General features: G+C 45.4%; 17 protein-coding genes and 2 tRNA genes. 15 read left to right on the top strand and 4 right to left on the bottom strand.

The features are described from left to right. Positions 1 to 7 precede the first annotated feature (7 nt). From bshA to RT717_RS22055, 12 genes are all read left to right on the top strand, one after another. A complete protein-coding gene (gene bshA / locus RT717_RS22110) occupies positions 8 to 1147 on the top strand; it encodes an N-acetyl-alpha-D-glucosaminyl L-malate synthase BshA (RefSeq protein WP_317488528.1) in 1140 nt (379 codons plus the stop codon). A gap of 90 nt (positions 1148 to 1237) precedes the next feature. After that, positions 1238 to 1864, top strand: coding sequence for a sterol desaturase family protein (locus tag RT717_RS22105; RefSeq protein WP_317488527.1), 627 nt, complete (start codon positions 1238 to 1240; stop codon positions 1862 to 1864). Positions 1865 to 2255: 391 nt separating this feature from the next. Continuing rightward, the gene (locus RT717_RS22100) at positions 2256 to 3353 is read left to right on the top strand and encodes a vWA domain-containing protein (RefSeq protein WP_317488526.1); all 1098 of its coding nucleotides are present in this window, start codon (positions 2256 to 2258) and stop codon (positions 3351 to 3353) included. A gap of 151 nt (positions 3354 to 3504) precedes the next feature. Further along, on the top strand, positions 3505 to 5037 hold the full coding sequence (locus RT717_RS22095) for a sigma 54-interacting transcriptional regulator (protein WP_317488525.1): 1533 nt from the start codon (positions 3505 to 3507) through the stop codon (positions 5035 to 5037). Between the two features lie 30 nt (positions 5038 to 5067). Beyond that, the gene (locus RT717_RS22090; RefSeq protein ID WP_317488524.1) at positions 5068 to 5724 is read left to right on the top strand and encodes an AlbA family DNA-binding domain-containing protein; all 657 of its coding nucleotides are present in this window, start codon (positions 5068 to 5070) and stop codon (positions 5722 to 5724) included. A gap of 203 nt (positions 5725 to 5927) precedes the next feature. After that, entirely contained in the window at positions 5928 to 7265 is a 1338-nt protein-coding gene (locus tag RT717_RS22085) for a PhoH family protein (protein ID WP_317488523.1), read from the top strand. A gap of 55 nt (positions 7266 to 7320) precedes the next feature. Further along, positions 7321 to 7866, top strand: coding sequence for a hypothetical protein (locus tag RT717_RS22080; protein WP_317488522.1), 546 nt, complete (start codon positions 7321 to 7323; stop codon positions 7864 to 7866). A 59-nt stretch (positions 7867 to 7925) separates the two neighbouring features. Next, entirely contained in the window at positions 7926 to 10616 is a 2691-nt protein-coding gene (locus tag RT717_RS22075; RefSeq protein WP_317488521.1) for a TonB-dependent receptor, read from the top strand. 2 nt (positions 10617 to 10618) lie between these two features. Next, positions 10619 to 11689, top strand: coding sequence for a DUF4249 domain-containing protein (locus tag RT717_RS22070; protein WP_317488520.1), 1071 nt, complete (start codon positions 10619 to 10621; stop codon positions 11687 to 11689). A 4-nt stretch (positions 11690 to 11693) separates the two neighbouring features. Beyond that, complete coding sequence (locus tag RT717_RS22065; protein ID WP_317488519.1) at positions 11694 to 12719, top strand: DUF4249 domain-containing protein; 1026 nt, start codon at positions 11694 to 11696, stop codon at positions 12717 to 12719. Further along, positions 12712 to 13782, top strand: a complete 1071-nt coding sequence (locus RT717_RS22060; protein ID WP_317488518.1) for a DUF4249 domain-containing protein — start codon at positions 12712 to 12714, stop codon at positions 13780 to 13782. Before RT717_RS22065 ends, RT717_RS22060 begins: the two co-directional genes overlap by 8 nt. A gap of 21 nt (positions 13783 to 13803) precedes the next feature. Further along, entirely contained in the window at positions 13804 to 16176 is a 2373-nt protein-coding gene (locus RT717_RS22055; RefSeq protein ID WP_317488517.1) for a hypothetical protein, read from the top strand. Here the strand turns inward: RT717_RS22055 and RT717_RS22050 are convergent. The 4 genes from RT717_RS22050 to hflX all read right to left on the bottom strand — a co-directional run bounded on the left by RT717_RS22050 (position 16173) and on the right by hflX (position 20033). Continuing rightward, a complete protein-coding gene (locus RT717_RS22050) occupies positions 16173 to 18506 on the bottom strand; it encodes a hypothetical protein (RefSeq protein ID WP_317488516.1) in 2334 nt (777 codons plus the stop codon). The two genes, RT717_RS22055 and RT717_RS22050, sit on opposite strands and share 4 nt — an antisense overlap. Before the next feature lie 91 nt (positions 18507 to 18597). After that, a tRNA-Arg gene (locus tag RT717_RS22045) sits at positions 18598 to 18669 on the bottom strand. A gap of 43 nt (positions 18670 to 18712) precedes the next feature. Beyond that, positions 18713 to 18784: transfer RNA gene (locus RT717_RS22040), tRNA-Arg, on the bottom strand. Between the two features lie 37 nt (positions 18785 to 18821). Further along, complete coding sequence (gene hflX, locus RT717_RS22035; protein ID WP_317488515.1) at positions 18822 to 20033, bottom strand: GTPase HflX; 1212 nt, start codon at positions 20031 to 20033, stop codon at positions 18822 to 18824. Positions 20034 to 20351: 318 nt separating this feature from the next. Between hflX and RT717_RS22030 the strand changes: the two genes are divergently transcribed. From RT717_RS22030 to RT717_RS22020, 3 genes are all read left to right on the top strand, one after another. Beyond that, on the top strand, positions 20352 to 21500 hold the full coding sequence (locus tag RT717_RS22030) for a glycosyltransferase family 4 protein (RefSeq protein ID WP_317488514.1): 1149 nt from the start codon (positions 20352 to 20354) through the stop codon (positions 21498 to 21500). A gap of 143 nt (positions 21501 to 21643) precedes the next feature. Further along, positions 21644 to 22348 carry a polysaccharide biosynthesis/export family protein gene (locus RT717_RS22025; protein WP_317488513.1) on the top strand — a complete coding sequence of 235 codons (705 nt, stop codon included), beginning with the start codon at positions 21644 to 21646 and terminating at the stop codon, positions 22346 to 22348. A 9-nt stretch (positions 22349 to 22357) separates the two neighbouring features. Next, the gene (locus tag RT717_RS22020; RefSeq protein ID WP_317488512.1) at positions 22358 to 24730 is read left to right on the top strand and encodes a polysaccharide biosynthesis tyrosine autokinase; all 2373 of its coding nucleotides are present in this window, start codon (positions 22358 to 22360) and stop codon (positions 24728 to 24730) included. The last annotated feature ends 37 nt before the right edge of the window (positions 24731 to 24767 follow it).

The following is a 24767-nucleotide window of genomic DNA, read 5'->3' as shown; positions in this document are numbered from 1 at the left end:
AAGAGATATGAACATCGGAATAGTATGTTATCCCACGTTTGGTGGTAGCGGAGTGGTGGCCACCGAGCTTGGAAAGGCCCTGGCCAAAGAGGGGCACAGGATTCACTTCATTACCTATTCACAACCCACACGACTTGATTTCTTTAATGAGAATCTTTTTTATCACGAGGTAGACGTTCAGTCATATCCCTTGTTCCAGTATCCGCCCTATGAGTTGGCTTTGGCTAGCAAAATGGTGGAAGTGGTTCAGTTCGAGAAGCTAGACCTGTTGCATGTGCACTACGCTATTCCTCATGCGTCGGCCGCTTACATGGCTAAACAGATACTGCGGGTCAAGGGGATAGAAATTCCGGTGATTACGACGCTGCATGGTACTGATATTACGCTGGTCGGTAAGGATCCGTCGTATGAGCCTGTGGTCACGTTTTCGATCAATCAGTCCGATGGTGTAACTGCTGTTTCAAGCTCGCTGCGAGATGAAACCTATGAGCACTTTGCTATCACAAAAGATATTGAAGTCATTCCAAATTTTATCGACCTCGAGCGATTCAAAAAGCAAAAGAAGGATCACTTCAAGAAAGCTATATGCCCTAATGGAGAGAAACTGGTTGTGCACACTTCCAATTTCAGAAAGGTAAAACGGGTCGAGGATGTGATAAAAATCTTCATCGGTATCAGGAAGGAGATGCCAGCGAAGCTTCTTATGGTGGGTGATGGTCCCGAAAGAAGTAAGGCAGAAGCACTTTGCCGTGAGACATGTTCGTTTGAAGACACCAGGTTCCTGGGTAAGCTTGACCACGTGGAGGAAGTGCTGTCAGTGGCGGATTTGTTTCTGATGCCTTCTGAAAAGGAGAGCTTCGGTTTGGCAGCGCTGGAGGCTATGGCATGCGAAGTGCCGGTGGTGTCGTCAAATACAGGTGGCCTTACAGAGCTCAATGTTGATGGCGTTTCCGGCTTTACCTGTGACATAGGTGACATTGAAAGCATGACGAAAAAGTCGCTTCACATTTTGAAGGACGAGAATTTACCCAACTTCAAAGAGGGAGCGCTTAAACGTGCCAAGGAGTTCGATATTTCGAATATCCTTCCAATGTATGAGTCGTTTTACAATAAAATCGTGGAATCGTTCAAAATAAGTGCGGTATAGTGGAATTTAAGGGGACAGGAATTTTGTTGTAAATCGAGCCAATTTTCGAGCGCAAAATAAATTTTTGTTGGAAATAAGAAGTAAGGAAAAATGCCTGCAAGCGTTAGAACGAAGGTAAAACCGAACAACAGTGGTACCACGCAGCTTTTTAAAAACCCTGTTCTTGAAAAACTGACAAGGGCCCACTATTCAGTGACACTTGGGATACTCTGCTCAATAGCCGCTTTTTTGTTGTACTGGTCGGCCATGGAAATAGGGTTTTCTATCAGTCAAACTGCCAGCTTGTTTGTAGCTGGCTACTTCAGCTGGACACTGGCTGAGTATATGCTGCACCGCTTTGTGTTTCATATGGCACCGACCAACAAGATCAAGAATGCCATTCAATACACTTTGCACGGCGTTCATCACGAATATCCTAAGGATAAATCAAGGGTCGTAATGCCTCCGACCGGCGCATTAATCATTGGAAGTGTGCTATTTGTGATCTTCTGGATCCCGATGCAGCAGTACGCATTTGCGTTTGTTCCGGGCTTTTTACTTGGGTATGTGACCTATGCCTTTATGCACTATGCCATACATGCCTATCAACCGCCTAAAAACTTTCTGAAGGTACTGTGGATCAACCACGGCATACACCACTATAAGGACGATGACCGGGGGTTCGGCGTTTCATCCCCATTTTGGGATTTTGTATTTGGGACGTTACCAAAAAAGTAGTCAATGAAGGTCGCACTAAGCGACCTTCATTTTGAAGTTAAACATTCACCAATAGTCAATGTGTACTAAAGTGGTGGTGTTTGTTAGTCTCAGTACCTTTTTGATCTGACTCGGCTAAAAACTTGTAGAATAGGTCTTTAACGAGTGTAAAAAAGAATCTTCTTCTGCCTTTCATAGTTATAATGCTCAAATGGTAGAAATAAGTTAAAGTATTACTTTAAGTATTCAAAGTCATTCAAGAAGAAAAATATTAATGTGATATTGAAAGTACAATTTGATATTTAATTAGTACAAATTATTACTTAGCATTCAAACAGAACAAGTTATTTTGTGTTAAGGACTGAATCAATAACTTTAATTGTTGGTTAATGGTTATAACGAAAAGGAACACATGATAGGCTACCGCTTTACTGACTATATACCCTCCAAAGACAAAGAGAAGACTGAATTTGAGAACCTGCTTAACATTTTCCATCAGCTCCTGGTAATTACTTCGGGGGATGTTTCGGAGGCTTTGAGTTGGCTGACCAACCTCGACAAACAATATTCCATCACGAATCCGGACTACGGCATAGGAGATTTTATAGATGACCTTAAGAACAAAGGGTTTATTACTGATAAGACGCCGGATGGTGAGTTTAAGATAACGGCGAAATCGGAGAGAGCCATTCGAAGAAATTCTCTGGAGGAAATTTTCGGAAAGCTGAAGAAATCGGGCAAGGGAAATCACGCCACGCCTATGCCAGGTCACGGAGATGAGCCCGGCACCGACAGGAGAGAATTTCAATTTGGGGATACCCTCGAGCAGATTTCACTGACCGATTCTATAAAGAATGCACAAATCAATCACGGGTTTTCGGATTTCAGGTTGACTGAAGACGACCTGGAGATAGTGGAAACAGAATACAAGACGCAGACCAGCACCGTGTTGATGATCGATATCAGCCATTCGATGATTTTGTATGGAGAAGACAGGATTACGCCGGCGAAAAAAGTGGCAATGGCGCTTTCTGAGCTGATCATGCACAAGTACAAAAAAGACACGCTGGACATACTCGTTTTTGGCAACGATGCCTGGCAGATTGACATAAAAGACTTGCCGTATCTTAGCGTAGGGCCTTACCACACCAACACTGTTGCCGGGCTTGAGTTGGCAATGGATCTGCTACGGAGGAGGAAAAATAAGAACAAGCAGATATTTATGATTACAGATGGGAAGCCTACCTGTATCAAGCAAGGGATTAAGTACTATAAGAACAGCTTCGGGCTTGATCCAAAGATTCTGAACAAGACTTTAGATTTGGCAGCTGCCTGCCGCAAACTCAATATCCCTATCACCACCTTCATGATTGCTTCCGATCCATATTTGAAGCAGTTTGTGAAGGAGTTCACTATGGTTAACAACGGCAATGCTTACTACAGCAGCCTTAAGGGACTTGGCGAACTGATATTTGAAGATTACCGCCGGAACAAAAAGAAAAGATTTTAACCAACCAGAAAATTAGTAAGCACAAATGAAATAGCCATAAAGAGAACCATCCCAACGGAGTGAACAAATTCGTTATAACTTGGAATATTTATTCTCAAAGGGACTTACCAGGGCTATTCCATTTGGCGGCTGAAAAACAAAATTTACACAAATGAAATATAGGGATCTCTCCTCTGCGCAACTACGCAAAATACATACACTCGGCGAGCTCAAAGCATGTGGCTACCAGCCCGAATCCATCAAAGACGAACTTAGGCGCAACCTGATAGCCAGGCTCAAAGCCAAAAAGAGCGTTTTTGAGGGGATATGGGGCTATGAAGAAACGGTGATTCCTGATGTGGAAAGAGCCATTTTGTCGAGGCACAATATTAACTTTCTGGGACTACGGGGGCAGGCCAAGACAAGAATGGCACGCCAAATGATTGAGCTGCTGGACGAATACGTTCCGGTGATTGAGGGAGCAGATTTGAATGACGATCCGTTGAACCCGATTTCAAGGTTTGCCAAAGACCTGGTGGCTGAGCATGGAGATAAAACGCCCGTTAGCTGGCTGCACCGGGATGAAAGATATACCGAGAAACTGGCAACGCCCGACGTGACCATTGCCGACTTGATTGGAGACGTGGATCCGATAAAAGCAGCTTCGCTGAAGCTTCCCTATTCGGACGAGAGAGTGATTCATCATGGCCTTGTGCCCAGGTCGCACAGAGGGATTTTTGTGATCAATGAGCTGCCGGATTTACAGGCCCGCATACAGGTGGCGCTCTTTAACATTCTTCAGGAGGGTGACATCCAGATTCGGGGCTTTAAACTAAGGCTTCCTTTGGATATTCAGTTTGTGTTCACGGCCAACCCCGAAGACTATACCAACCGGGGAAGTATAGTGACGCCGCTGAAGGACAGGATTGACAGCCAGATTATTACGCACTATCCTAAATCTATTGAGATAGGAAGGAAGATAACTGATCAGGAAGCAAGGGTTTTGAAAGAGCAGTTGGCTATTGTGAGTGCCGGAGAGCTTGCCAAAAATCTGATTGAGCAGATAGCCTTTGAAGCACGCTCCAGTGAGTATGTGGATGCGAAGAGTGGCGTGTCGGCCAGATTGACCATTTCTGCCATGGAAAACATGTACAGTTCGGCTGAAAGAAGGGCACTGATCAACGGAGAAAAATCGACCAGTGTGAGGGTAGGGGATTTTGTCGGCGTGCTTCCCTCCATCACCGGAAAGGTGGAGCTGGTTTACGAGGGTGAGCAGGAAGGCCCTGGCATTGTGGCGCAAAACCTGGTTGGCAAGGCGATCAGGAGTCAATTTTTGCTTTACTTTCCCAATCCGGAAGAAATAAGAAAGAAGAGAAACGCCCCCAACCCTTACAAAGCAATCACTGATTGGTTTGGCGAGGGCAATATGGTCGACATATTAAATGAATCGACTGAGCAGGCGCATCGCAAGTTGCTTGAGGGAGTGCCCGGATTAAAGGAGCTGGTGAAAGAATACCATAAGCAAGCAGACGAAAAGCTGAGATACTTTTTGATGGAGTTTGCCCTTCATGGCCTGGCTGAATTCAGCCAGCTTTCCAAGCATCATCTGGCCACGGGCACGTCGTTCAAAGATTTGCTGAGCAGCATGTTCAGCATGCCTGGCCCTGGTGAGGAAGATGATGAGGATGACGATTTTAATCCATAATATTAAGGCTGATATTGATTCAGTTGTATCATGCCGGTGTCACTTCAGGAAATCAAAAAACTTGTTCGGAGGGGAGAGGGTCAGCAGATAGAGTTCAAGCGGAAGGTAGCCCATCCGGAAAAGATTGTGCGGGAGATTGTGGCCTTTGCCAATGCCGATGGAGGTTATTTGCTTGTTGGCATTAGCGATGAGGGGGGCATTCCCGGTCTAAAATATGCCGAAGAGCACGACTACCTGCTGAAGAAGGCGATCGATGAGTTGTGCAGGCCAGCCCTGAGCTACAAGTCGGAGATAGTGCCTATCGATGATAACCTTGGGGTACTCTATTATTTTATTAAACCCAGCAAAAGACGCCCGCACTATGCGCTTGCCGACACCACACAAGCTTACGGCAAGGCCTACATCAGAGTGGGCGACAAAAGCATTCAGGCAAGTGACGAGATGCGTCAGATTTTAAAACAGAGTCGGCGAACAAAAAATATCAAGTTTACTTATGGTGAGAATGAAAAAAAGCTGATGGAGCATTTCAAATTCAACAAGACGATTACCCTTTCTGAGTTTGTATCCATAGCAAAAATTCCCGGCATCGTTGCTTCCAGAACATTGGTGCGGTTGTGTCTTGCCAATGTGTTAACAATTCAACCTCTTGAAAAAGGAGATTTGTTCACACTGAAGGAGAGCTTTTGAGCCTTCACTTAATACCTAAAGAAGAGGAATGTACATGTCTATGCCACTGACAGATAAGAGTTTCTGTCGTCAATCCAGGTGGTATGGAGTGTTGAGTAAAGTCAAAAAAATGACAAATTTTTTATAAAGTTAACTTAGAGATTTAGGCATTTATCATTAACCTTAGAGCAACTTGTATTGTTGGTTTTTTTGATAAAGTACACATGGCTAAAGCATCGAAGGAAGGGAAAGTTTTTGTACTCGACACATCAGTTATTCTTTATTCTCACGACTCAATCATGAACTTTGCAGAGCACGATGTGGCCATCCCCATCACCGTGCTGGAAGAGCTTGATAATTTCAAAAAGGGGAACGACACCAAGAATTTTGAGGCCCGGGAGTTCATCAGGCTGATAGATACGTTGTCGGAGAATTACATGCTGCAGGATTGGATTCCACTGAACGGCAAGACAAAGGGCAAATTCAAAGTGGTGATGCAGAGCAATCCGGAGGTGGATGCGGAGAAGGTGTTTGATGAGCCGAAAGCAGACCATAAGATTCTGAATGCTGCCCTCACGCTAAAGAGCGAAGAAAAAGCTAAGAAGGTGATTCTTGTCAGCAAGGATATCAACCTGAGGCTGAAGGCCAAATCGCTGGGCTTGCTGGCGGAAGATTATGAAACTGGCAAAATTAAGAATGTAAGCGATCTATATACAGGCAAGTCGATCATCGAAAACATAGACCCTGACCACATCAGCAAGCTGTATGAAGAAAATGTCATCGACAGAAAAGAAATCCTTAAGGGTGTTAAACCTACAGCCAACAACTACTTCATTCTAAAGAGTGACAAGAACTCGATTCTTTCCACTTACAACCCCAACTCAAAGAATGTAGAAAAGGTGGATAAGGTGCCGGTGTATGGCATTAAACCCCGCAATGCGGAGCAGACCTTTGCCATACACGCAATTATGAACCCGGAGGTAAGACTTGTGTCAATTACAGGGGTGGCAGGCACGGGAAAAACCCTGCTGGCACTGGCGGGCGCTCTGGAGCAGAAACGAAACTACAAACAGATTTACCTGGCCCGCCCAATCGTTCCGCTGAGCAACAAAGACATCGGTTACCTGCCGGGCGACATCAAATCGAAGCTGAACCCCTACATGGAGCCACTGTGGGACAACCTCAAATTTATTCAAAACCAGTTCAGCGAGTCGGATAAGGAATATTCACGGATAACGGATATGGTGAATCAGGAGAAGCTGGTGATTACGCCGCTGGCCTATATCCGGGGACGAAGCCTCTCCAACATTTTCTTTATCGTCGACGAGGCACAGAACTTAACGCCCCATGAGGTGAAAACAATCATTACCAGAGCAGGTGAAAACACTAAGATCATTTTCACTGGAGACATTTACCAAATAGACACGCCTTACCTCGACTCTCAAAGTAATGGACTATCGTATCTGATCGACCGGATCAAGGATCATCCTCTTTATGCCCACGTGACGTTGGAAAAAGGAGAAAGGTCTGAACTGGCGAACATTGCGAACCAGCTGCTATAATATTTTCTAGGTTGTCGCTTCTCTTTTACTACATTTAGAGAAGAAACAACGTGTTATGGCATTACCGGATCTTCCGGATAGGGTATTGAACAGCTCCTTTCACAGGGATTTCTTCGCCAGGGGCTTGCAGGAAGTCGACTATCAGGATCTTCAAATATTGAAAGTCTACACCAGCAGATCGTTGTTTGCAAAGTCTTACGGCTTCAAACTTGGCGGGCAACGGCATCACTGTCGCTATACTTTTGACGAGCTTGGCCTGGCTACTCAGTTCACTATTTTCGAAAGAGGCAGCATTGAATTTGAGCGCCGTATTGACTTCTACAGGAATAAATTTACTCCGAACGACATTCTTATCAGCCTGGCTAACGTCATCTCAGGTATTTACAAAATACCAGTCGGCGGACTTTTTTTTAATAGCCGTGTCGATGGCTATTTGGACGGGCTACCGGCCAGGCTTTTTGATTTTCTTGCCGATGAGTGGAATATAGATCTTGGTGATAACAGGGAATTTGATGATTTTGAAGAGCTGGTTGGCACTTTGGTGCTATTTCTAAAAACGCAAAGGGTAAAAGACCCTAGGGTGCTGAGAAATGGCAATTGATTTTTGTCTAGTAAGGGGCTAGGTGAGCAGGTTTGTTCAGAAAGGGTAATTATAATTGGATGCTACGATTTCTACTACTAACGCTAACCGTATTCACTTTTTTATCTTTTCATTCGTTCGGGCAGCAAATTTCCGACGTAAGGATTGATAAAAAATTTGAAAGCGAATTATTGACTGATGTGCTCAGTCAAATTGAAGCAAACTCATCTGTTAAGTTTTTTTATGACCCTTCCTGGCTTGAAAATGTGCGTGTTTCAGGGGAATACGCTGATACGTCGTTAAGGTCGGCGTTGGAAGACTGGACAGCGAATACAAGACTCAACTATCATTTTTATGATGCCTTTAATGTAGTACTCTATCTGAGGAGTGACCTGCTCTCAACCCTGAACCTGGCTGGCCTGAAAGACACCGACGTTATTATTGTTGGCGACTCTACAAATGCTGTGTCGGGCAGTGCCGTTGCTGTGAGAGGAACCATACGAAATGGGCAAACCAACGAACCGCTTCTTGGAGCCAGTGTTTATGTGGATGAGCTGGCCAGTGGAACAGTGACCAATGCAGCCGGCAGGTTTAGCCTCCAGCTTTTGCCCGGCGACTACCACGTAAGAGTGAGCCATGTAACGTTGCAACAGGAAGCCAAACGGATGTTTGTTTTTGGCCCCGGAGAATTTCAGTTGGATCTTTATGAAAAGACGATACAACTCGAAGGCGTTACCATTGCCGGACAGGCTCCGGATATTAACGTGAAGGGCATTCAGATGGGCACTGTGCAGTTGCAGGTGGAAGATGTGAAGAAGCTGCCTGCATTTTTGGGTGAGGTTGATATTATTAAATCGCTTACTCTGCTGCCAGGTGTAAGTACCGTTGGTGAAGGCACCACTGGGCTCAATGTGCGGGGCGGTACTGCCGATCAAAACCTCATTTTGCTTGACAAAGCCCCTGTCTACAACACCTCGCACCTTTTTGGTTTCTTTTCCATCTTCAGCCCAGATGCGACTGATGACGTGACTATTTACAAGGCTGGTATTCCTGCCAACCTCGGCAGCAGGGCCTCATCGGTGGTGGAGGTAAAGCAAAAGTCGGGTAGCAAGGAAAAATTTGGTTCACAAGGGGGGATTGGTTTGGTGGCGAGCAGGGTAATGGCGGAAGGGCCAATCAAAGAAGGTAAGAGCAGCTTTATTGTGGCCGCCCGCAAGTCTTATGTCAATTATCTGTTCGATACCTTCATCAAAGTGGAGGAATTGGTGGGAAACAAAGCCGGCTTCTGGGACTTGTCGGGCAAACTGGACTTTGCATTGACCGATCGGCTGTCTTTGAAGGCATCTGGCTATGTGAGCAAAGACAATTTCACCATTGCTAACGAGTCGTCGTTCGACTACCAAAATGGGCTGGGCTCTGCGGAGTTGGGTTATGTGTTTTCGGAAAACTTGCTTGGAGGACTGTCGGTAGCTTACAGCGATTATCAATATCAATTAGGTGATCTTCAACTGGCTGACCCCTATAAGGTTTCGAGTGGAGTGGGCCAGCTTGATATAAAAGCCGATATGACCAGGTACACCGAAAAGCATGCCCTGCAATTTGGGGGAGGCACTACTTTTTATGGGTTTAAGCCCGGTGAAAGAAGTGGGATAAATGCCGACTCGCAGATTACGCCGGTTGCTTTGCCGGAGCAACAAAGCCAGGAAAGTTTTTTGTATGCAAACGACGAAATTAACCTGAACGACACGTGGTCAGTAATGGCGGGACTTCGGTATTCGATGTACCGCAGCTACGGGCCAGCAGACGTTTTTGTTTATTCAGGTGAAAGGCCTGGAAGAACATCAACACTGACGGACACCCTTCAGTACTCAGGCAATGAAACCATCAAAAACTACTCAGGCCTGGAGCCCCGGCTGTCGCTTAGGTACAGCCTCGATGATGAGACTTCTCTAAAAGCCAGCTATAACCGGATTTACCAGTATATCCACCTGGTATCGAATACCACAGCCATTACGCCGTACGACATCTGGATGGGAAGTAACTATTATTTAATGCCGTTGATAGCTGACCAGTATAGCATCGGCTACTTCAAAAACTATGAAGACAATACATGGGAGACCTCTGCTGAAGTATATTTTAAGGACATAGATAATCTGGTGGACTACAAGGATGGGGCCGATCTGGTGCTCAATCCTACTTTGGAAACGGAGCTCATTCAGGGCAAAGGCATGGCATATGGCCTTGAGCTGCTGGTGAAGAGAAGCAAAGGCAAGCTCAACGGGTGGGCAAGTTATACCTACTCAAGAACGCTCCGGAAAATGGAGGGCGCTGACAGGGAATCCACAATCAACAAGGGCAACTGGTTTCCATCTTACTATGACAAGCCGCACGACTTGACACTCTCCGGCAGCTACAAGGTAACCAGAAGGTGGACGATCAGCTCGAACTTCACCTACTCAACAGGGAGGCCCTTTTCTGTTCCTGAAAATGGGTTTCTTTTCGACGGGGTGCTGGTGGGCAACTACACGGAGAGAAATAACGGGCGAATTCCTGACTACCACCGCCTCGACCTGGCCTTCACACTTGACACCAGTTTGAAAATAAAGAAGCTTTGGGAAAGCAGCTGGACATTTGCCGTGTACAATGTATACGGCAGAAAAAATGCATACAGTGTTTTCTTCAAAGACACGGCAGACGCCAGACCAACGGCCTACAAGCTGGCCATTTTAGGTGCTGCGTTTCCTTCTATAACCTACAACTTTAAGTTTTAGTCATGCAGGTTGCAAAAAAACTATCGTGGTCGGTGTGGGTGTTGTTAGTAGCGTGTATTGATCCCTACGACTATCCCTTTAAAGAGCAGACCAACTATTTGGTGGTTGAAGGAGCGGTTACCACCGAACCGGGCCCGTATGCTATAACGCTTACAACCACACGGAACATCAATAATGAAGAAAATGCATTCAAGCTACGTGAGCAGAATGCAAGGGTGATCATTGCTACGTCATCGGGCAAAGTGGAGAAGCTTGTTGAGAAAGACACCTCGGGAGTTTATTATACCTCAGCAAGTTTCCGGGGGCAGATTGGCGAGAGCTACCAGCTTACTGTAACGCTGGAAAATGGGATGATTTACAAATCGGAAGAAGTTGAATTGCTGCCAATGCCCCCAATTGACAGCATCAGCATCAAGTATGGTTCACAGAAATACGTTTCTCAGGCAAATGCCATAGTTGACAGAAAAGGATTTTACATAACAGCTTTCGTTAACGACCCGCCTGAAACAGAGAATGCCTATCTGGTGAATTGGGACTACACATACAAAATATTTACACATCCTGAACTGGCCAATTTTTACGATGCAGAAGGTTGCGAGTGCTGGGTTTCAAGTCCCAAAGAATGCTGTGCAGTTTGCTGGGTTGAGGAAGAATCACCGGATTTTGCCGTTGCCAATGACAGGCTTAATAATGGCAGTTCGCTCACACAATACGATCTTTTCTTTTTGCCGGTCGTAGGTATCATGCTGTATGAGAAGATTCACCTTGAAGTGTCAATTAGCTCGTTATCAAAGGATGCCTACTTTTTTTGGAATGCTGTATACGATTCCCGCTATAGCCAAGGAGGATTGTTCGATCCTACGCCAAATACTGTTGAAGCCAATGTTTACAACGTGGATGATAAAGAGGAGTTGGTATTGGGTTATTTTTATGCTTCTGATGTAAGAAAAATTTCCAGGTTCATACATCCGACAGATTTTCCCGAGCGTATCGACCCTGACACGGGCTACCCCGACACATGCCTTCTTTATCCCAACACAACGGCTGAAGAGCCAGAATACTGGAATGAGTAGTCGTATGTACATATCATTTGTTCTGGCTATGGGGGCACTAACCCTGCAGGGTTGTGTTGATCCGTATGACTACCCTTTCGAGGAAAAGACAAACTATTTGGTAGTGGATGGAGCAATTACAACTGAGCCGGGCCCGCACAAAATAACCCTCACCACTACCAGAAATATAAAGAACGAAAAAAATGCCTTCAGACTCCGTGTACAGAACGCAAGAGTAACGGTTGCTACTTCTTCCGGGCGGGTGGAGCGGCTGGCTGAGCAAGACAGATCAGGGGTTTACTATACCTCGGACGATTTTAGGGGGGAAGTGGGAGAAAAATATCAGCTGAAAATAGTTTTGGAGGATGGCCGGGAATACCTGTCAGATTCAGTCGAACTGCTGGCGATGCCCTACATAGACAGTATTGGAATAAAGTACGGAGCAGAAAAGTATGTGTCAAAGCTTAATTCAACTTTGGAAAGCACAGGTTTTTTTGTCGATGCGTTTGTGAAAATCCAGGCTAATCAGAGTAGTTACTTCCGGGCCGAATGGCACTACACCTATTTGTTGAACACCAATGGTGCTGCTCCGAATACCTGCTGGGTCAATGTTGTGCCAGTCGTGTACAGAGTGTTCTCTTATGAAGCTAGTGGAAGCAATAGCAGCAAACAGCATCCTCTCTTTTTCCTTCCGGTGAGAGGTGTGATGTTTGCTGAGAAGATAAAGGTTAAAGTGATTTTTTCTTCCCAGACCTTGTCCTCTTACCAGTTTTGGAGCAGTGTTTACAATACCACCTATAACCAGGGAGGCATTTTTGACCCGACACCGGCCTTTATTCCGTCGAACATTCATAGCTTAACTGACCCGGCTGAAATTGTGCTTGGGCAGTTTTTAACATCAGACGTGAAAACTATTGTAAGAGAAATCTATGCTCAGGATTTTCCAGAGCGGGTAGATACCGGAAGTCCCTGGGCAGATATTTGTCTTAGGTATCCCAGGGAAGATCATTCCACAATCACTGATATTGAGCCTCACGACTGGAATGAATAAAGCAAAATTTCATATTGCTATTCTATTCATTTCAGGGCTTGCTTTGAACATGTGCGTTGAGCCTTATGACTATCCCGCTGGTGAAAGGAGCAACAACCTGGTGGTAGAAGCACTAATTTCTAGCAATCCAGGGCCGCAAGCAGTTAGGTTGACGACCACCAGAAACATTTACAATACAGGGAACCAGTACATTCTATATGTGAGCGGTGCAGAAGTGTCTGTTCTCGACAGCGATGGTCGTTCCTTTCCTTTCAATGAACAGGGAGGGGGACAATACTACTCCGATTCGTCTTTTAGTGCCGTGGGCGGAAAGGCGTACAGGCTCCGGATTGTCACGAAGGAAGGAAAGGTATATGAATCGAATGAAGAAACTGCCTTGCCCACTTCGGAGATGGACAAAGTAGAGATAGCGTACACTGTTAAGTCAGAAAAGAATGAACTCGGGAATTTTGTGGATGTTGATGGCTTCAGCGTTAAGGCCATCGTCAATGATTTACCCAGCCAAAAAAACTACTACCTGCTCAGGATGACCACCATATTCAAAGTGCTGACTGAGCCATCTGCTTATCAGGTCTTCGACCGGGAGCTTGGCAACTACGTTACTCAGCCTAAATCCTGCTGCAATATTTGTTGGGTTACCAAACCCCTTGATGAGTTTGTTGTCTTTAGTGACCAGCTGGTAGATGGAAGGGAGGAGGCTGAAATTCCGTTGACCTTCTATCCTGTAGATCAGAAGTACTTTTATGACAAGGTGTATTTTGAAGTGACTCAGTATTCTCTCACGGCCGAAGCTTATGTGTTTTGGAAAGGGTTGTACGACCTGAAATTCCGACAAGGCACTCTTTTTGACCCTGCACCGTCCGGATTACCCGGTAATATTTTCAACGTTGACGACCGCAGCGAACAGGTAGTAGGATATTTTACCGTGTCAGATGTTACAACAAAAGGAGAGTTTATGACTAAAGATTTTATTCCGAGAAACGTAGTCTATACTTACAGGTACGCAGATGACTGTAGAACTCTGCCAAACAGCACTACAACGCAGCCAGCTTTTTGGCGGTAAAAGAAAATGAACCAAAGAAAAATGAAGAAGCTATATACACTCATTTCACTTCTTATTCTTGCCTGCTCAGTTGGTGCGGCACAGGACAAAGTTATTGACCAGTTCAAGCTTTTTGCGGCCAACAAAACACAGGAAAGAGTATATTTGCACATGACCCAACACTATGCCCAGCCGGGTGATAGGATATGGTTCAGCGCTTACGTATTTGACGATGCCAATCAGAGGTTGTCAGATGGAAGTAAAGTGCTTTACCTGAATGTGGTAAGCAAAACAGGGGACGTGGTTGTGGATGAAAAGGTGTCGCTTGAAGCAGGGGTTGGTGAGGGGTATATTGATGTGCCGGCGGACTTTAGCAAAGGGTTGTATGTGGTAAGGGCCTATACCGGGTGGATGAGGAATTTTGGGCCGGAGCATTTTTTCAGGGACTGGCTTTGGGTAAATCAGCAGCCGGGCGAACTGAGTCTCGCTGATGGCGAGCTCCCGCATGTTGATGACATGGAAGTTGCCATAACCGCAGAGGGTAATTTGACACCTGTTTCAGGGCTCACGTCAAGGTTCACCGTAAGAGTATTTGACGGTCTTGGACGAGGGGCGGTACTTGAAGGTGAGGTAGTGAACAAGGCGCATGAGTCCCTGGCTACTTTCTCCACCAACAAGCACGGCTACGGTGCTTTTATCTTGCGTCCTGAGGCTGGGGAAAAATATGAAGTAATTTTAAAAGATCAGCGAGGGGATGCGGTCACTCATTTCTTACCCGAAGTGAAAGCAGAAGGCATCTCTATGCTTGTCACAACCCAGCCCACCGTGGTGAGGGTATCGCTTCAGAGTAAATTAGCGGCTGTTGAAAGACAGAAACTCAGGCTCATTCTCCAGTCAAAAGGCACCATTTACCTGGATCGGGGGATCGATTTTGCTGCCCAGCCTGCTCAGGCCCTCAGCATACCAGCAGCTGGCCTTAAAACAGGTATTTACCAACTGTCGTTGCTCGATGGGGATGGGATAGAAATAGGTCAGCGAGTATTTCAGATATATCCGGCTTCCGATGAATTAACGCTGACAACCGATCAAAGAAATTTCAAAAGAGGAGAAAAGGTGAGGACGTCTTTCGCTGCCAGCAATGTGGCTGCCTACTCAGTTAGCGTGTCCGACAAGCTGCTCGAAGGTGACTATGTCGCCCCTGCCATCGACCAGATATTTTATATGGCCGATGTGCTTGCGCCGGATGCCGCTGAAATGATCAAGTTTTTCGATAACAGCTTTAAGTCCCCTGAAAACTGGGATTTGTTTTTGCTCACTAAAAAGCTGCCGGCTTATTCCTGGCGAGAAATAATGTCGTATAAGGCAATCTATCCTAAATGGCCTTACGAAAAGTATATCAGTGCCTATGGGCAAGTACGAACTTCTGATAGCCTGCTGCTGGGCCAGGAGCTTTTCACATTCTATAGCTTTGCCCACGAGGAAATCATTCCCGCCCGAACCGATGAGTATGGATGGTTTTTGCTTCCTGTTTTTGATTTTTCAGGGCCTACTAAAATTGTATGCTTATCCGACAATACCAACGTTTCGTTTTCGGAGATGAAAATAGACATTGAAAGCGGCCTTCCATCCACTGCTCTGGAAGTAGACATGATGAAAAAGTTAGCCCAAAGCGGAGTCACCTTTGCAGATCAAAAGAGAGACAAGCTGGTGTTCAAAGGGTCTTACAGAAAGCTGGTGCCTGGGCTGTATCCTGAGAGGAAAGAATCAGAAGTGAGCAGAGAGTTTTCACCTCTGACAAGGAACACTGAAGACTATCAGCTTGATTTACGTCAATATCTGAGCTTTAGTAGCCTAAGAGAGGTATTCATTGAAATAGGCCGTGGTATAGTGGTGAGGGAAAGAGGGGGAAAACGAGTAATCATGATGTATAACCCGGTTAACGCTACTTTATTTAACGATCCGGCGCTGATTTTCATCAATGGCATCCCGACTATTGACTATGATCTGGTGCTTACACTAGACCCTGATGTGATAGAAACCATCCAACTGTATCGGTCTGCCACTGCCCAGGAGCGCTTTGGTGCGATGGCCAGGAATGGCATTCTGTCTATCTCTACTAAGGACAAAGCCCTTGAAATTCCCAACCAGGAGAATATCAGCTTCAGTTTTGAGGGATTTCAGCCCGAAGAAGAATTCACCAATGCCAGCCTGGCGCAGCAAAAAGCGTACTTGCCTGATCTGCGTCACCTGCTTTACTGGCGCACCGGAACTAGTCTACCCACTTACATAGAATGTACTTCGTCGGATGTGCTATCGAACTACGAGGTGAACATTATCGCAATCACTCCGGACGGAAGTTTAAAAACAGGCACTGCGGAGTTTAGTACTCTTCCTGTTGAAATGGCGGGCAACTAATCTATGGCGTACTCTGAGATATCCTTTGTGCCGGGCATCAAATGGAAGAAGTTGATTTGGCGCTGGATAAGGTCTTGCAATTCAGCAGTCATAAAGGCCTTCTTGTTTCTGTAGTAGCTACTGATGTACGAAAGAGCGTCTCTGGCAAGCGCCATGTGGTGGGGGTTGGTTGGGTCGTAGTAGTTGTTGAGATAATAGAGCGATTTCAAATAAAAGCTTAGGGAAATGTTTTCAATCAGCACAGGGCATAACCGACCGGGATCTCTTGCCAATCTTCTCACAAGCTCCTGCATCTTTTGAATGGAGATGTCTTCGTCCAGCCAAAAATTGCGGACTGGGTCAAAGCTTTCAACCTGATAGTCAATAAAGTGATAAAGGTCAAACTCTATCATCTGATCAGACTGGTTAACCAGGCGCAGCATGGTTTCGTCTTCATTGATAAAGAGGACTTTAAGAAAGAAGTAGTAGTCAGAATAAGACCCTTTGTAAAAGGACGGTGGTTCCAGGTTCCCGTTCTCAAAAGCTGATTGATAAGTGCGGGCACTTTGCTCAAGCCTTTCAGCCAGACCCTCCACATCTGTTGATCTGAACCGGTGGCTTGCACCTTTGTACGAGTACTCATATTCCCTGCCAGAGTAGCAGCTTACTCCAGCGGCCAGGTTTGGCGGCAACTGCTGGAGGAAGGCATAATGATTGAGTTTGAGGGCATAAAATCCAGGCGTATTTGGGTAAGAAAACCGACATAGCACTGATGGGCTCAGCGAGCCATTCATAATGTATTTGAACGTATAATATTGCAGATCGACGGCCATCCCGTTGAGCATAGTCTTGGTATTGGCAGCTATGGTTTTCGAATAAAGCAGAGAAATGATGTCCTCGTTGGCTGCTTCGAACAATCGATCCCGGTCAAATTCCGCTAGCTTGTTATGCCATACCAGCGAGTCTACCTGAATCGGCCGCTTCCTCTCAAACTGCTCGATGAGCATATACATGAAAAGCACCCGAACGAATGGGGCATTGGGAGCTGCGTTAACGGCATACACCAACTCGTCACTTGTGATTTCGTCGCCCACGTAGATTCTGAAAAGGTAATGAAGAATGCCGCTGACCCGTTGCTGGTCGACTGTGCCTATGTGTCCAGATCGGGTGGCTACCACTCTGTAGGCAGTCTGGTTCAACACCCTGAAGGCCTTGTCAATCCGCTCTTCTTTGTTAAGCCCTTTGGCCAAAACTAATTGCAGTTCGGCTTTTCTGGATTGCTGTAGCAGAGGCTCCAGCCTGGCGAGCAAAAGGGTATCCTTTTGCAAGGTATCCTTCAACTGGGCTTTTGGCATGGCTTGAATCCACTTGATAGAATTCTTTTTTGCGAGTGCCACGAGCGCCTCATAACCATCATCAAAGCCAATCGAATCTGCTTCCACTGGGTCGCTGCTCATTTCATTCAGCAGTTTGTAGAGAAATGAAGCCCGCTTTTCCTGTAGGTTGCGGTTCAGGAGGCTGTCGCCTTCCAACGAAGAATACCCATAAAAGTCAGCCTTCAAAATGCTGAGGTCATTGTCGTTCAGGTATTTCCTGAGTGAGTCAATCGAGACGGACTCAGGTTCGTATTTGTTCTTTGGAAAGTAGATTCTCTGCCGTCTTTTGAGAATGTCCTGGTCGTGGCCGGTGTAGGGTTGGTAGGTTATTTTGTCAATACCGTAGCCTTTAAGCTTTCGCAGCTCAAAAAAGCGGTCGATGGGCACACATTCTACATTTGACAGCGTCGGTAGGTAAGGGAGGCTAATTGTCCTCAGCTCTTCCAGCGTTAGTCTTGCCACCTTTCTAAAAGGTCTTTTTACCAGTACCGAGATTTCCGAAGGCGTGGCAGCACCCTCCCACTGCGCCAGAGTAATCCACTGGCTGTAGACCCATCTGCTTGGCCTTTTGCCCATCGTAAAATTGAGCAGGTCGTCGCTGTACTTTTGTTGAGTTTTCCCGGTGGTCTCTTCATCCATCGACAACGTTGTTGCCAAGGGCAGTGTGGCTTGCTGGCTTAAGATAGTTTGTATAACCTGCTTTTTATTGACCTTTTGTTTGACGCCATTTTTATCGAGAATAAATGCAAAGCGCAGGTTTTTGATATTTGACACTGGGTGTGCCTTTAGTTCCGTTTTGCCATCGGGTGTTGTTGTTAACCGAAGGCGGTGTCGGAGAAGCCGTTTCTCCCACTTGCCCTGTTTTTTGGCCAGGAGCTCGACTTGGGTGGTGTATGAGTAGTTGCTGATTTGTCCTTTTGAAGGGACGCAAAATGCAAGGAACAGAAGACACAGCCAGGCGATTTGGATTCTCATTGGTAGTAATTTCCAGAATTACCGCCGCTTAAAAAAGAAAAGAATGCTTAATTGGTGTTCGGAGGAAGAATTTTCCGAAAAAGATGAAAAGTGGTCCCGGCAGGAATCGAACCTGCACCTCAAGCTCCGGAGGCTTGCATAATATCCATTTTACTACGGGACCGATAAGAATTGAAAAGCAAATGTCTTAATGCTGCACGAAGAAGTGGTCTCGACAGGAATCGAACCTGTATCTAAAGTTTAGGAAACTTCTATTCTATCCATTGAACTACGAGACCTTGATGTCTTTTCAACAAAAAGGAGTGCAAAATTAAATTAATAATTGACGTTTTTCAAGTAATTGGGGTAAATGCTAATGTGATGCTCCAATACTTCCTTGTAAAGCGTTTCACGCAGCTTGCTGATGTCCCCCTTGCTCGTGGCTGAAATGAAGATCAATTTTGTGTCGGGTTTCTCGGTGTAAAGAGCCAGGGCACGTTCTCTTGGTGTGGGCGCTACCGGCTCCTGGATCTCAAATTCATCCGTTGTTTCTTCCTGCGGCTCCTCAGGAATGAGATCTATTTTATTGAAAACAGTGATAACAGGCTTAGCATCGGCGCCGATTTCTTTCAGTGTTGCTTCCACCACCTTTGCGTGTTCTTCAAAAGACGGGTGCGATATGTCCACTACGTGCAGGAGAATATCTGCCTCCCGTACTTCGTCAAGTGTAGACTTGAACGACTCGATGAGTGCATGGGGCAGTTTTCTGATAAACCCGACTGTGTCTGAGAGCAGGAAAGGAATATCGTTGATAACCACTTTCCTGACAGTGGAGTCAACCGTGGCAAACAACTTATTTTCGGCCAGCACATCAGATTTGCTAAGCTTGTTCATAATCGTGGACTTGCCAACGTTCGTATAGCCCACCAGAGACACCCTTACCAGTTGCCCTCTGGCTTTGCGCTGTGTAATCCCTTGTTTTTCTATTTTTTCCAGCCGCTTTTTGAGCACAGTAATTTGATCCCGAATGGCCCGGCGGTCAGTTTCTATTTCTTTTTCACCAGCACCGCCCCTGGTGCCGGTTCCGCCCCTTTGCCTTTCAAGGTGAGTCCACATTCTTGTAAGCCTTGGCAGCAAATATTCATATCGTGCCAGCTCCACCTGGGTTCTCGCCTGGGAGGTTTGGGCTCTCTCCAGAAAAATGTCGAGGATAAGAAGGCTCCGGTCGTATATTTTTACTTTTAGCTCGTTTTCCAGGTTTCTGAGTTGAGAGGGCGTAAGGTCGTCGTCGAAAATGACCACATCAATTTCTTCCGCTTTCACGAAGGTGTTGATTTCCTCTAATTTTCCCTTGCCCACGAAGGAGCGTGTATCAGGTCTGGGCAGCCGTTGGGAAAATTTTCCCTTAATTTCCAGGCCAAGCGTTTGCGCCAGGAACTCCAGCTCATCAAGGAATTCCTCCGCCTTTGATGGCGGCTGATCTTTATTAATCAAAGCTACTAACACAGCTTTGAGTGGAACTGGGGCCGTAGAGATAAGTTTATCCATTTGTTGAAGTAACTTGCAAGTAAACCAATAAATAGCAATCGTTCATCGAAAAGTTCACCCCATTCATCTGATTATTGATTTTCCTTCTCTAATAATTAATACTTTCGATAAGACAAGAAGGAGTTAGACCTCCATCTAATTTTAAACTTCATTAATTAAGTTTAACTAATTAGAGGAATAATAATAATTTGCACAACCATTGGAAATATAGTCAGTCTGTCGCATTTGGTTTTTGTTTCTCGGTTTTCTTTCAAATATGTTTTAACGAAGTAGAAACAATTACTTGCATCGACCGTTTATAAACCACCTCGCCTTATTATGAGAATTGCTATCGTCATCAATTCGTCCTGGAACGTATTCAACTTTCGAAAGAACCTTATTCACGCTCTTTTGGAGAGGGGAGATGAAGTGATAGCTATTGCGCCAGAGGATGAGTACTCTAAAAAATTGGTGGCAATGGGCTGCGAGTTTTATCCGGTTCCCATGAACACTACGGGAGTAAATCCGATACGTGACCTGCTGCTTCTGTTTCGACTTATCAGAATATACAAAAAAGTGAAGGCAGATGTTTTTCTTCACTATACTATTAAGCCAGGTATTTACGGCACGCTCGCTGCCAAACTTGCTGGTAGTGCCGCTGTTATTAATAACGTGAGCGGCTTAGGAACTGTCTTTATTCAAGACAACTGGGTTTTATCTGTGGCGGTGCAGCTTTACAAGCACTCGTTCAAGTTTGCCGATCACATTTTTTTTCAGAACCCTGACGACAAAAAGCTCTTCATATCCTTGGTGAATCCTGAAGGCCCTTCTACAAGCGTTATTCCTGGTTCGGGTATCGACCACCACAGGTTTTTTCCAAAATTCAATACAAATGGGCATTTCACTTTTCTGATGGTGGCGAGAATTCTGGTGGAGAAGGGAGTGAAAGAATATGTGGAAGCAGCCAGAATTTTGAAAGGAAAAGGCCTTAATGTAAAGTTTCTCCTGCTTGGGCAAATTGAGAAAAAGCATTTGAGAGCAATATCTGCCGCTACGGTTCAGCAGTGGCATGACGAAAAGGTCATTGAATATGTGGGAGTTACCGATAAGGTTGAGGACTGGATTGCCAGAGCCCATGTGGTCGTACTTCCATCTTACAGAGAAGGGCTGCCCAAAACCTTGCTGGAGGGTGCCGCTATGAGCAGGCCCCTGATAGCGTCAGACGTCCCCGGGTGCAACGCAGTAGTACATGATGGTGTTACGGGACTGCTTTGCAAGGAGCGAGACGTTAACAGCCTTGCTGATGCCATGCAGCGAATGATGTTCTTCACCGACAAAGAAAGAAGCGCAATGGGCGAAAACGCCAGACAGCATGTTATCACACACTTTGACGACAGCTTCGTTGTTGACGAGTACTTAGAAAAAATTGACTCCTATACTTCCGCTGAGACACCAAAAACTCATCAATTAAAAGAAGTATTTGGTTGAGAATCTTTACTTTTCCGCATTAATTGACCTCCAGGGTTAACTTTTCTACTTTATCGAAGCATGGTATGAAGAACTGTGGAAGAACAGTTGTTTTTTTTGCATTACTTATATTGAGTTCCTGCAAGCTCTACAAGCAGGATATCATGTTCAAGATGGACGAGGAGTTCACCGAATCAGACCTCAAGCAGGCAGTTTCTTTGGCAGAGAAGAATTATCAGATAAAGAAAGACGACTATCTGAGGTTAGATGTGTTCACCAACGGAGGCGAAAGAATTGTTGATCCAAATTTTGAGCTTCGCCAGGGCATGACGAATCAGAACATGCAAAATACCCGTCAGTTCGTTTATTTGGTCAGGCAGGATGGTCTGGTGAAACTACCCATGGTTGGAGATGTCGATATCCTCGGCATGACTATATACGAAGCAGAACAAAAACTTCAGGCACTTTATAGTGAGCACTATATAGACCCTTATGTTGTATTGCGTTACGAAAACAGGAGGGTGATTGTGCTTGGCGCCAACGGCGGACAGGTGATTCCGCTGGTCAATGAAAATACTTCACTCATTGAGGTGATTGCTTTGTCGGGAGGAATTAATCAGGGGGCTAAAAGTCAGACTGTACGGCTAATTAGGGGGAACCTGAACAACCCAGAGGTATACATGATCGATTTGTCAACCGTTAGTGGAATGCGATCATCTATTGTGAGGCTGGAGCCAGGCGACATCGTCTATATTGACCCGTGGAGGCGGGTGTGGATAGAGTCTCTCAGAGACGTATCCCCAATTTTAAGTCTGATCACTGGGGTAATAACTTTGGCTTTGGTAGTAAAAAGCATCAATCTTAACTAAAGTGAGCAATTGACAGAAAGCAGCAACACAAGCGGTGCAGGTTTAGGTTCGGATGTGAATGAATCAGAAGCGTTCAACGACCTTGACGTCGAAAAGCTACTTCAGGTAGTAAGGAGTAGTATTTTGTATGTGGCAGCCATTTTTGCTGTCGCTGGAACCGCTTCATACGCTTTTCTCAGATACACCAAGCCCGTATACGAATCCGAGTCGCAACTGAAACTCAATATTCAGAATGAAGCAGTGATTTTGGGGGTGCAAAATCCCCTGGAGAACTCTGGCGTGAACTCGCTATCAGGTGAGATCGAACTTCTTAAATCAAACCTGTTTTTCAGTCGGGTGGTTGAGGCGATTAATTACAATGTGTCTTACCACTACTATGGGAATATCCTTACTGAGGAGCGATACCGGAACAGCCCATTTGTGGTTAGTTATAAGTTGCATAACGCTGGTTTTTTCGATAGGCCTATCGATATCGAAATTATTTCGGAAAACGAATTTGAACTATCCTTTCCACCAGCTGAGCAGTCAGGCACCTCCCGGCATGAATTTGGCGAAACCATCAGCACCGCTGACTACAACCTTCTGATTGAGAAGACTGAGAATTTCGCCGATGACAACGGTATTGGCAAATATTACTTTACGATTAACAGCGAGTCGGCCCTGATAAATTTTTTCCAGTCAAACGTTACGGTTCAGCCACTCAACTTTAGTGCAAAAACGATAAAGATCTCTTTGAGAGACTTCAATAAGTATAAAGCAAGGGATTTTGTGACCGCTATTGACACCCTTTATCTCAAATACACAACGGAAGAAAAAAACCAGGCTATTGAGCAAAAGCTTTCATTCCTGAATGAGCAACTGGGAATTACCGAAAGGAAAATAGAAGAGTACGAGGACTATTTTGAAAACTTTACCATTGAGAACCGAACCACCAATATTCAGACGGACTTAGGTCGAACAATCGTGCTGTTACAGTCGCTCGACTCACAGCGATACGACCTTCAAAACAAGCTGACCAATATTCAGATGGCACAGGAGCAAATGGACAGGAATGAGCCATTGCTGCTAGCTAACTACAGCTCCAGGTCTTTACCAGAGTTCATATCCAGTTCTTTGACAGAATATAACAAGTTGTTCGGCGAGCGGGAATTGTTACTGGGTTCTTACAGTGAGAATACCTATGCCGTCTCTCGCATGACTCAGCGGCTGGCAACTTTGAAGAAAAATGTAACGAGCATCACAGAGGAGTACAGAGAAAACCTTGTGAAGGCGCTCAGGGAGCTGGACGTTAGAAAGGCCAACCTCGAACGTAACTTCGTCGAATTACCTTCGATGGGTACCGAGTTTAACAAAACAAGAAGGTTTTACAATCTTCAGGAGGAGTTCTATTTCTCCTTAATAAAAAGCAAGGCCGAGCTGGAAATCGCCAAAGCGGGAACGGTTCAGGATTTCGACATTCTGTCGCCCGCATCTTTGCCAGTGGATCCGGTGCATCCGAAACAGCTGCTCATTTATGGTGTTGGTGCCGTTAGCGGCCTTTTGTTGAGCCTTCTCTTTATTGGCTTGAGGTACCTGTTGGACAATAAGATATCTCATCAAAGAGAGCTTGAGCGCCTGGTTAGCGTGCCAGTTCTTGGTTCCATTCCGGTGTACAAGAGAGAGAAGTTGCTGACTACAAGGCTGTTGGTACATAAAGTTCCTCAGTCGGTATTAAGCGAGTCGCTACGCAGTATCAGGACAAACATGGACTTTTTACTCAATGGTGGAGACCAGCGGGTAATTGCTGTGACTTCTACCATTAGCGGTGAAGGCAAAACGTTTGTAGCAGTAAATCTGGGTGGTATTTTGGCTAAAACAGGACAGAAGGTGCTTGTGGTGGATCTTGATATGCGAAAGCCCAAGATACATTTGGCGTTTGGTAGAGAGAAAGATGACAAGGGGATGTCTACTGTCCTTATCGGGCGGGACAAATTTGAGGATTGTGTGCAGACGACAGAGATTGAGGGACTTGAATACTTAGGCGCTGGCCCTATTCCTCCAAATCCCTCTGAGTTGATGCTTGGGGAGAGGTTTGACAATTTTATCAGACAAGCATCGAAAACGTATGACGTAGTAATTCTTGATACACCTCCTGTTGGCTTGGTGACAGACGGCGTGATTGTAATGAAGAAAGCGGATTTAACCCTGTATGTAGTAAGGGCTGACTATTCCAGGAAGGTTTTCTTAAAAACGCTACAGAAGCTGATCAAAATGAACAAGTTCAACAACATTTCTGTCATTCTGAACTCAGTAAAAATTCTGAATAAGAAAGGCTATGGCTATGGTTACGGCTATGGCTACGGTTACGGCTATTACGACGAGGATCATAAGGAAAAAAGTTAAGTGATTCGTCAATTGACTGACTATCAATAAATAATAG

Origin of the sequence: Imperialibacter roseus, assembly GCF_032999765.1 — a bacterium.
Lineage (GTDB): Bacteria > Bacteroidota > Bacteroidia > Cytophagales > Cyclobacteriaceae > Imperialibacter > Imperialibacter roseus.
The sequence above is the reverse complement of the archived record's forward strand: the minus strand, read 5'-3'. Positions and strand labels throughout refer to the sequence as shown.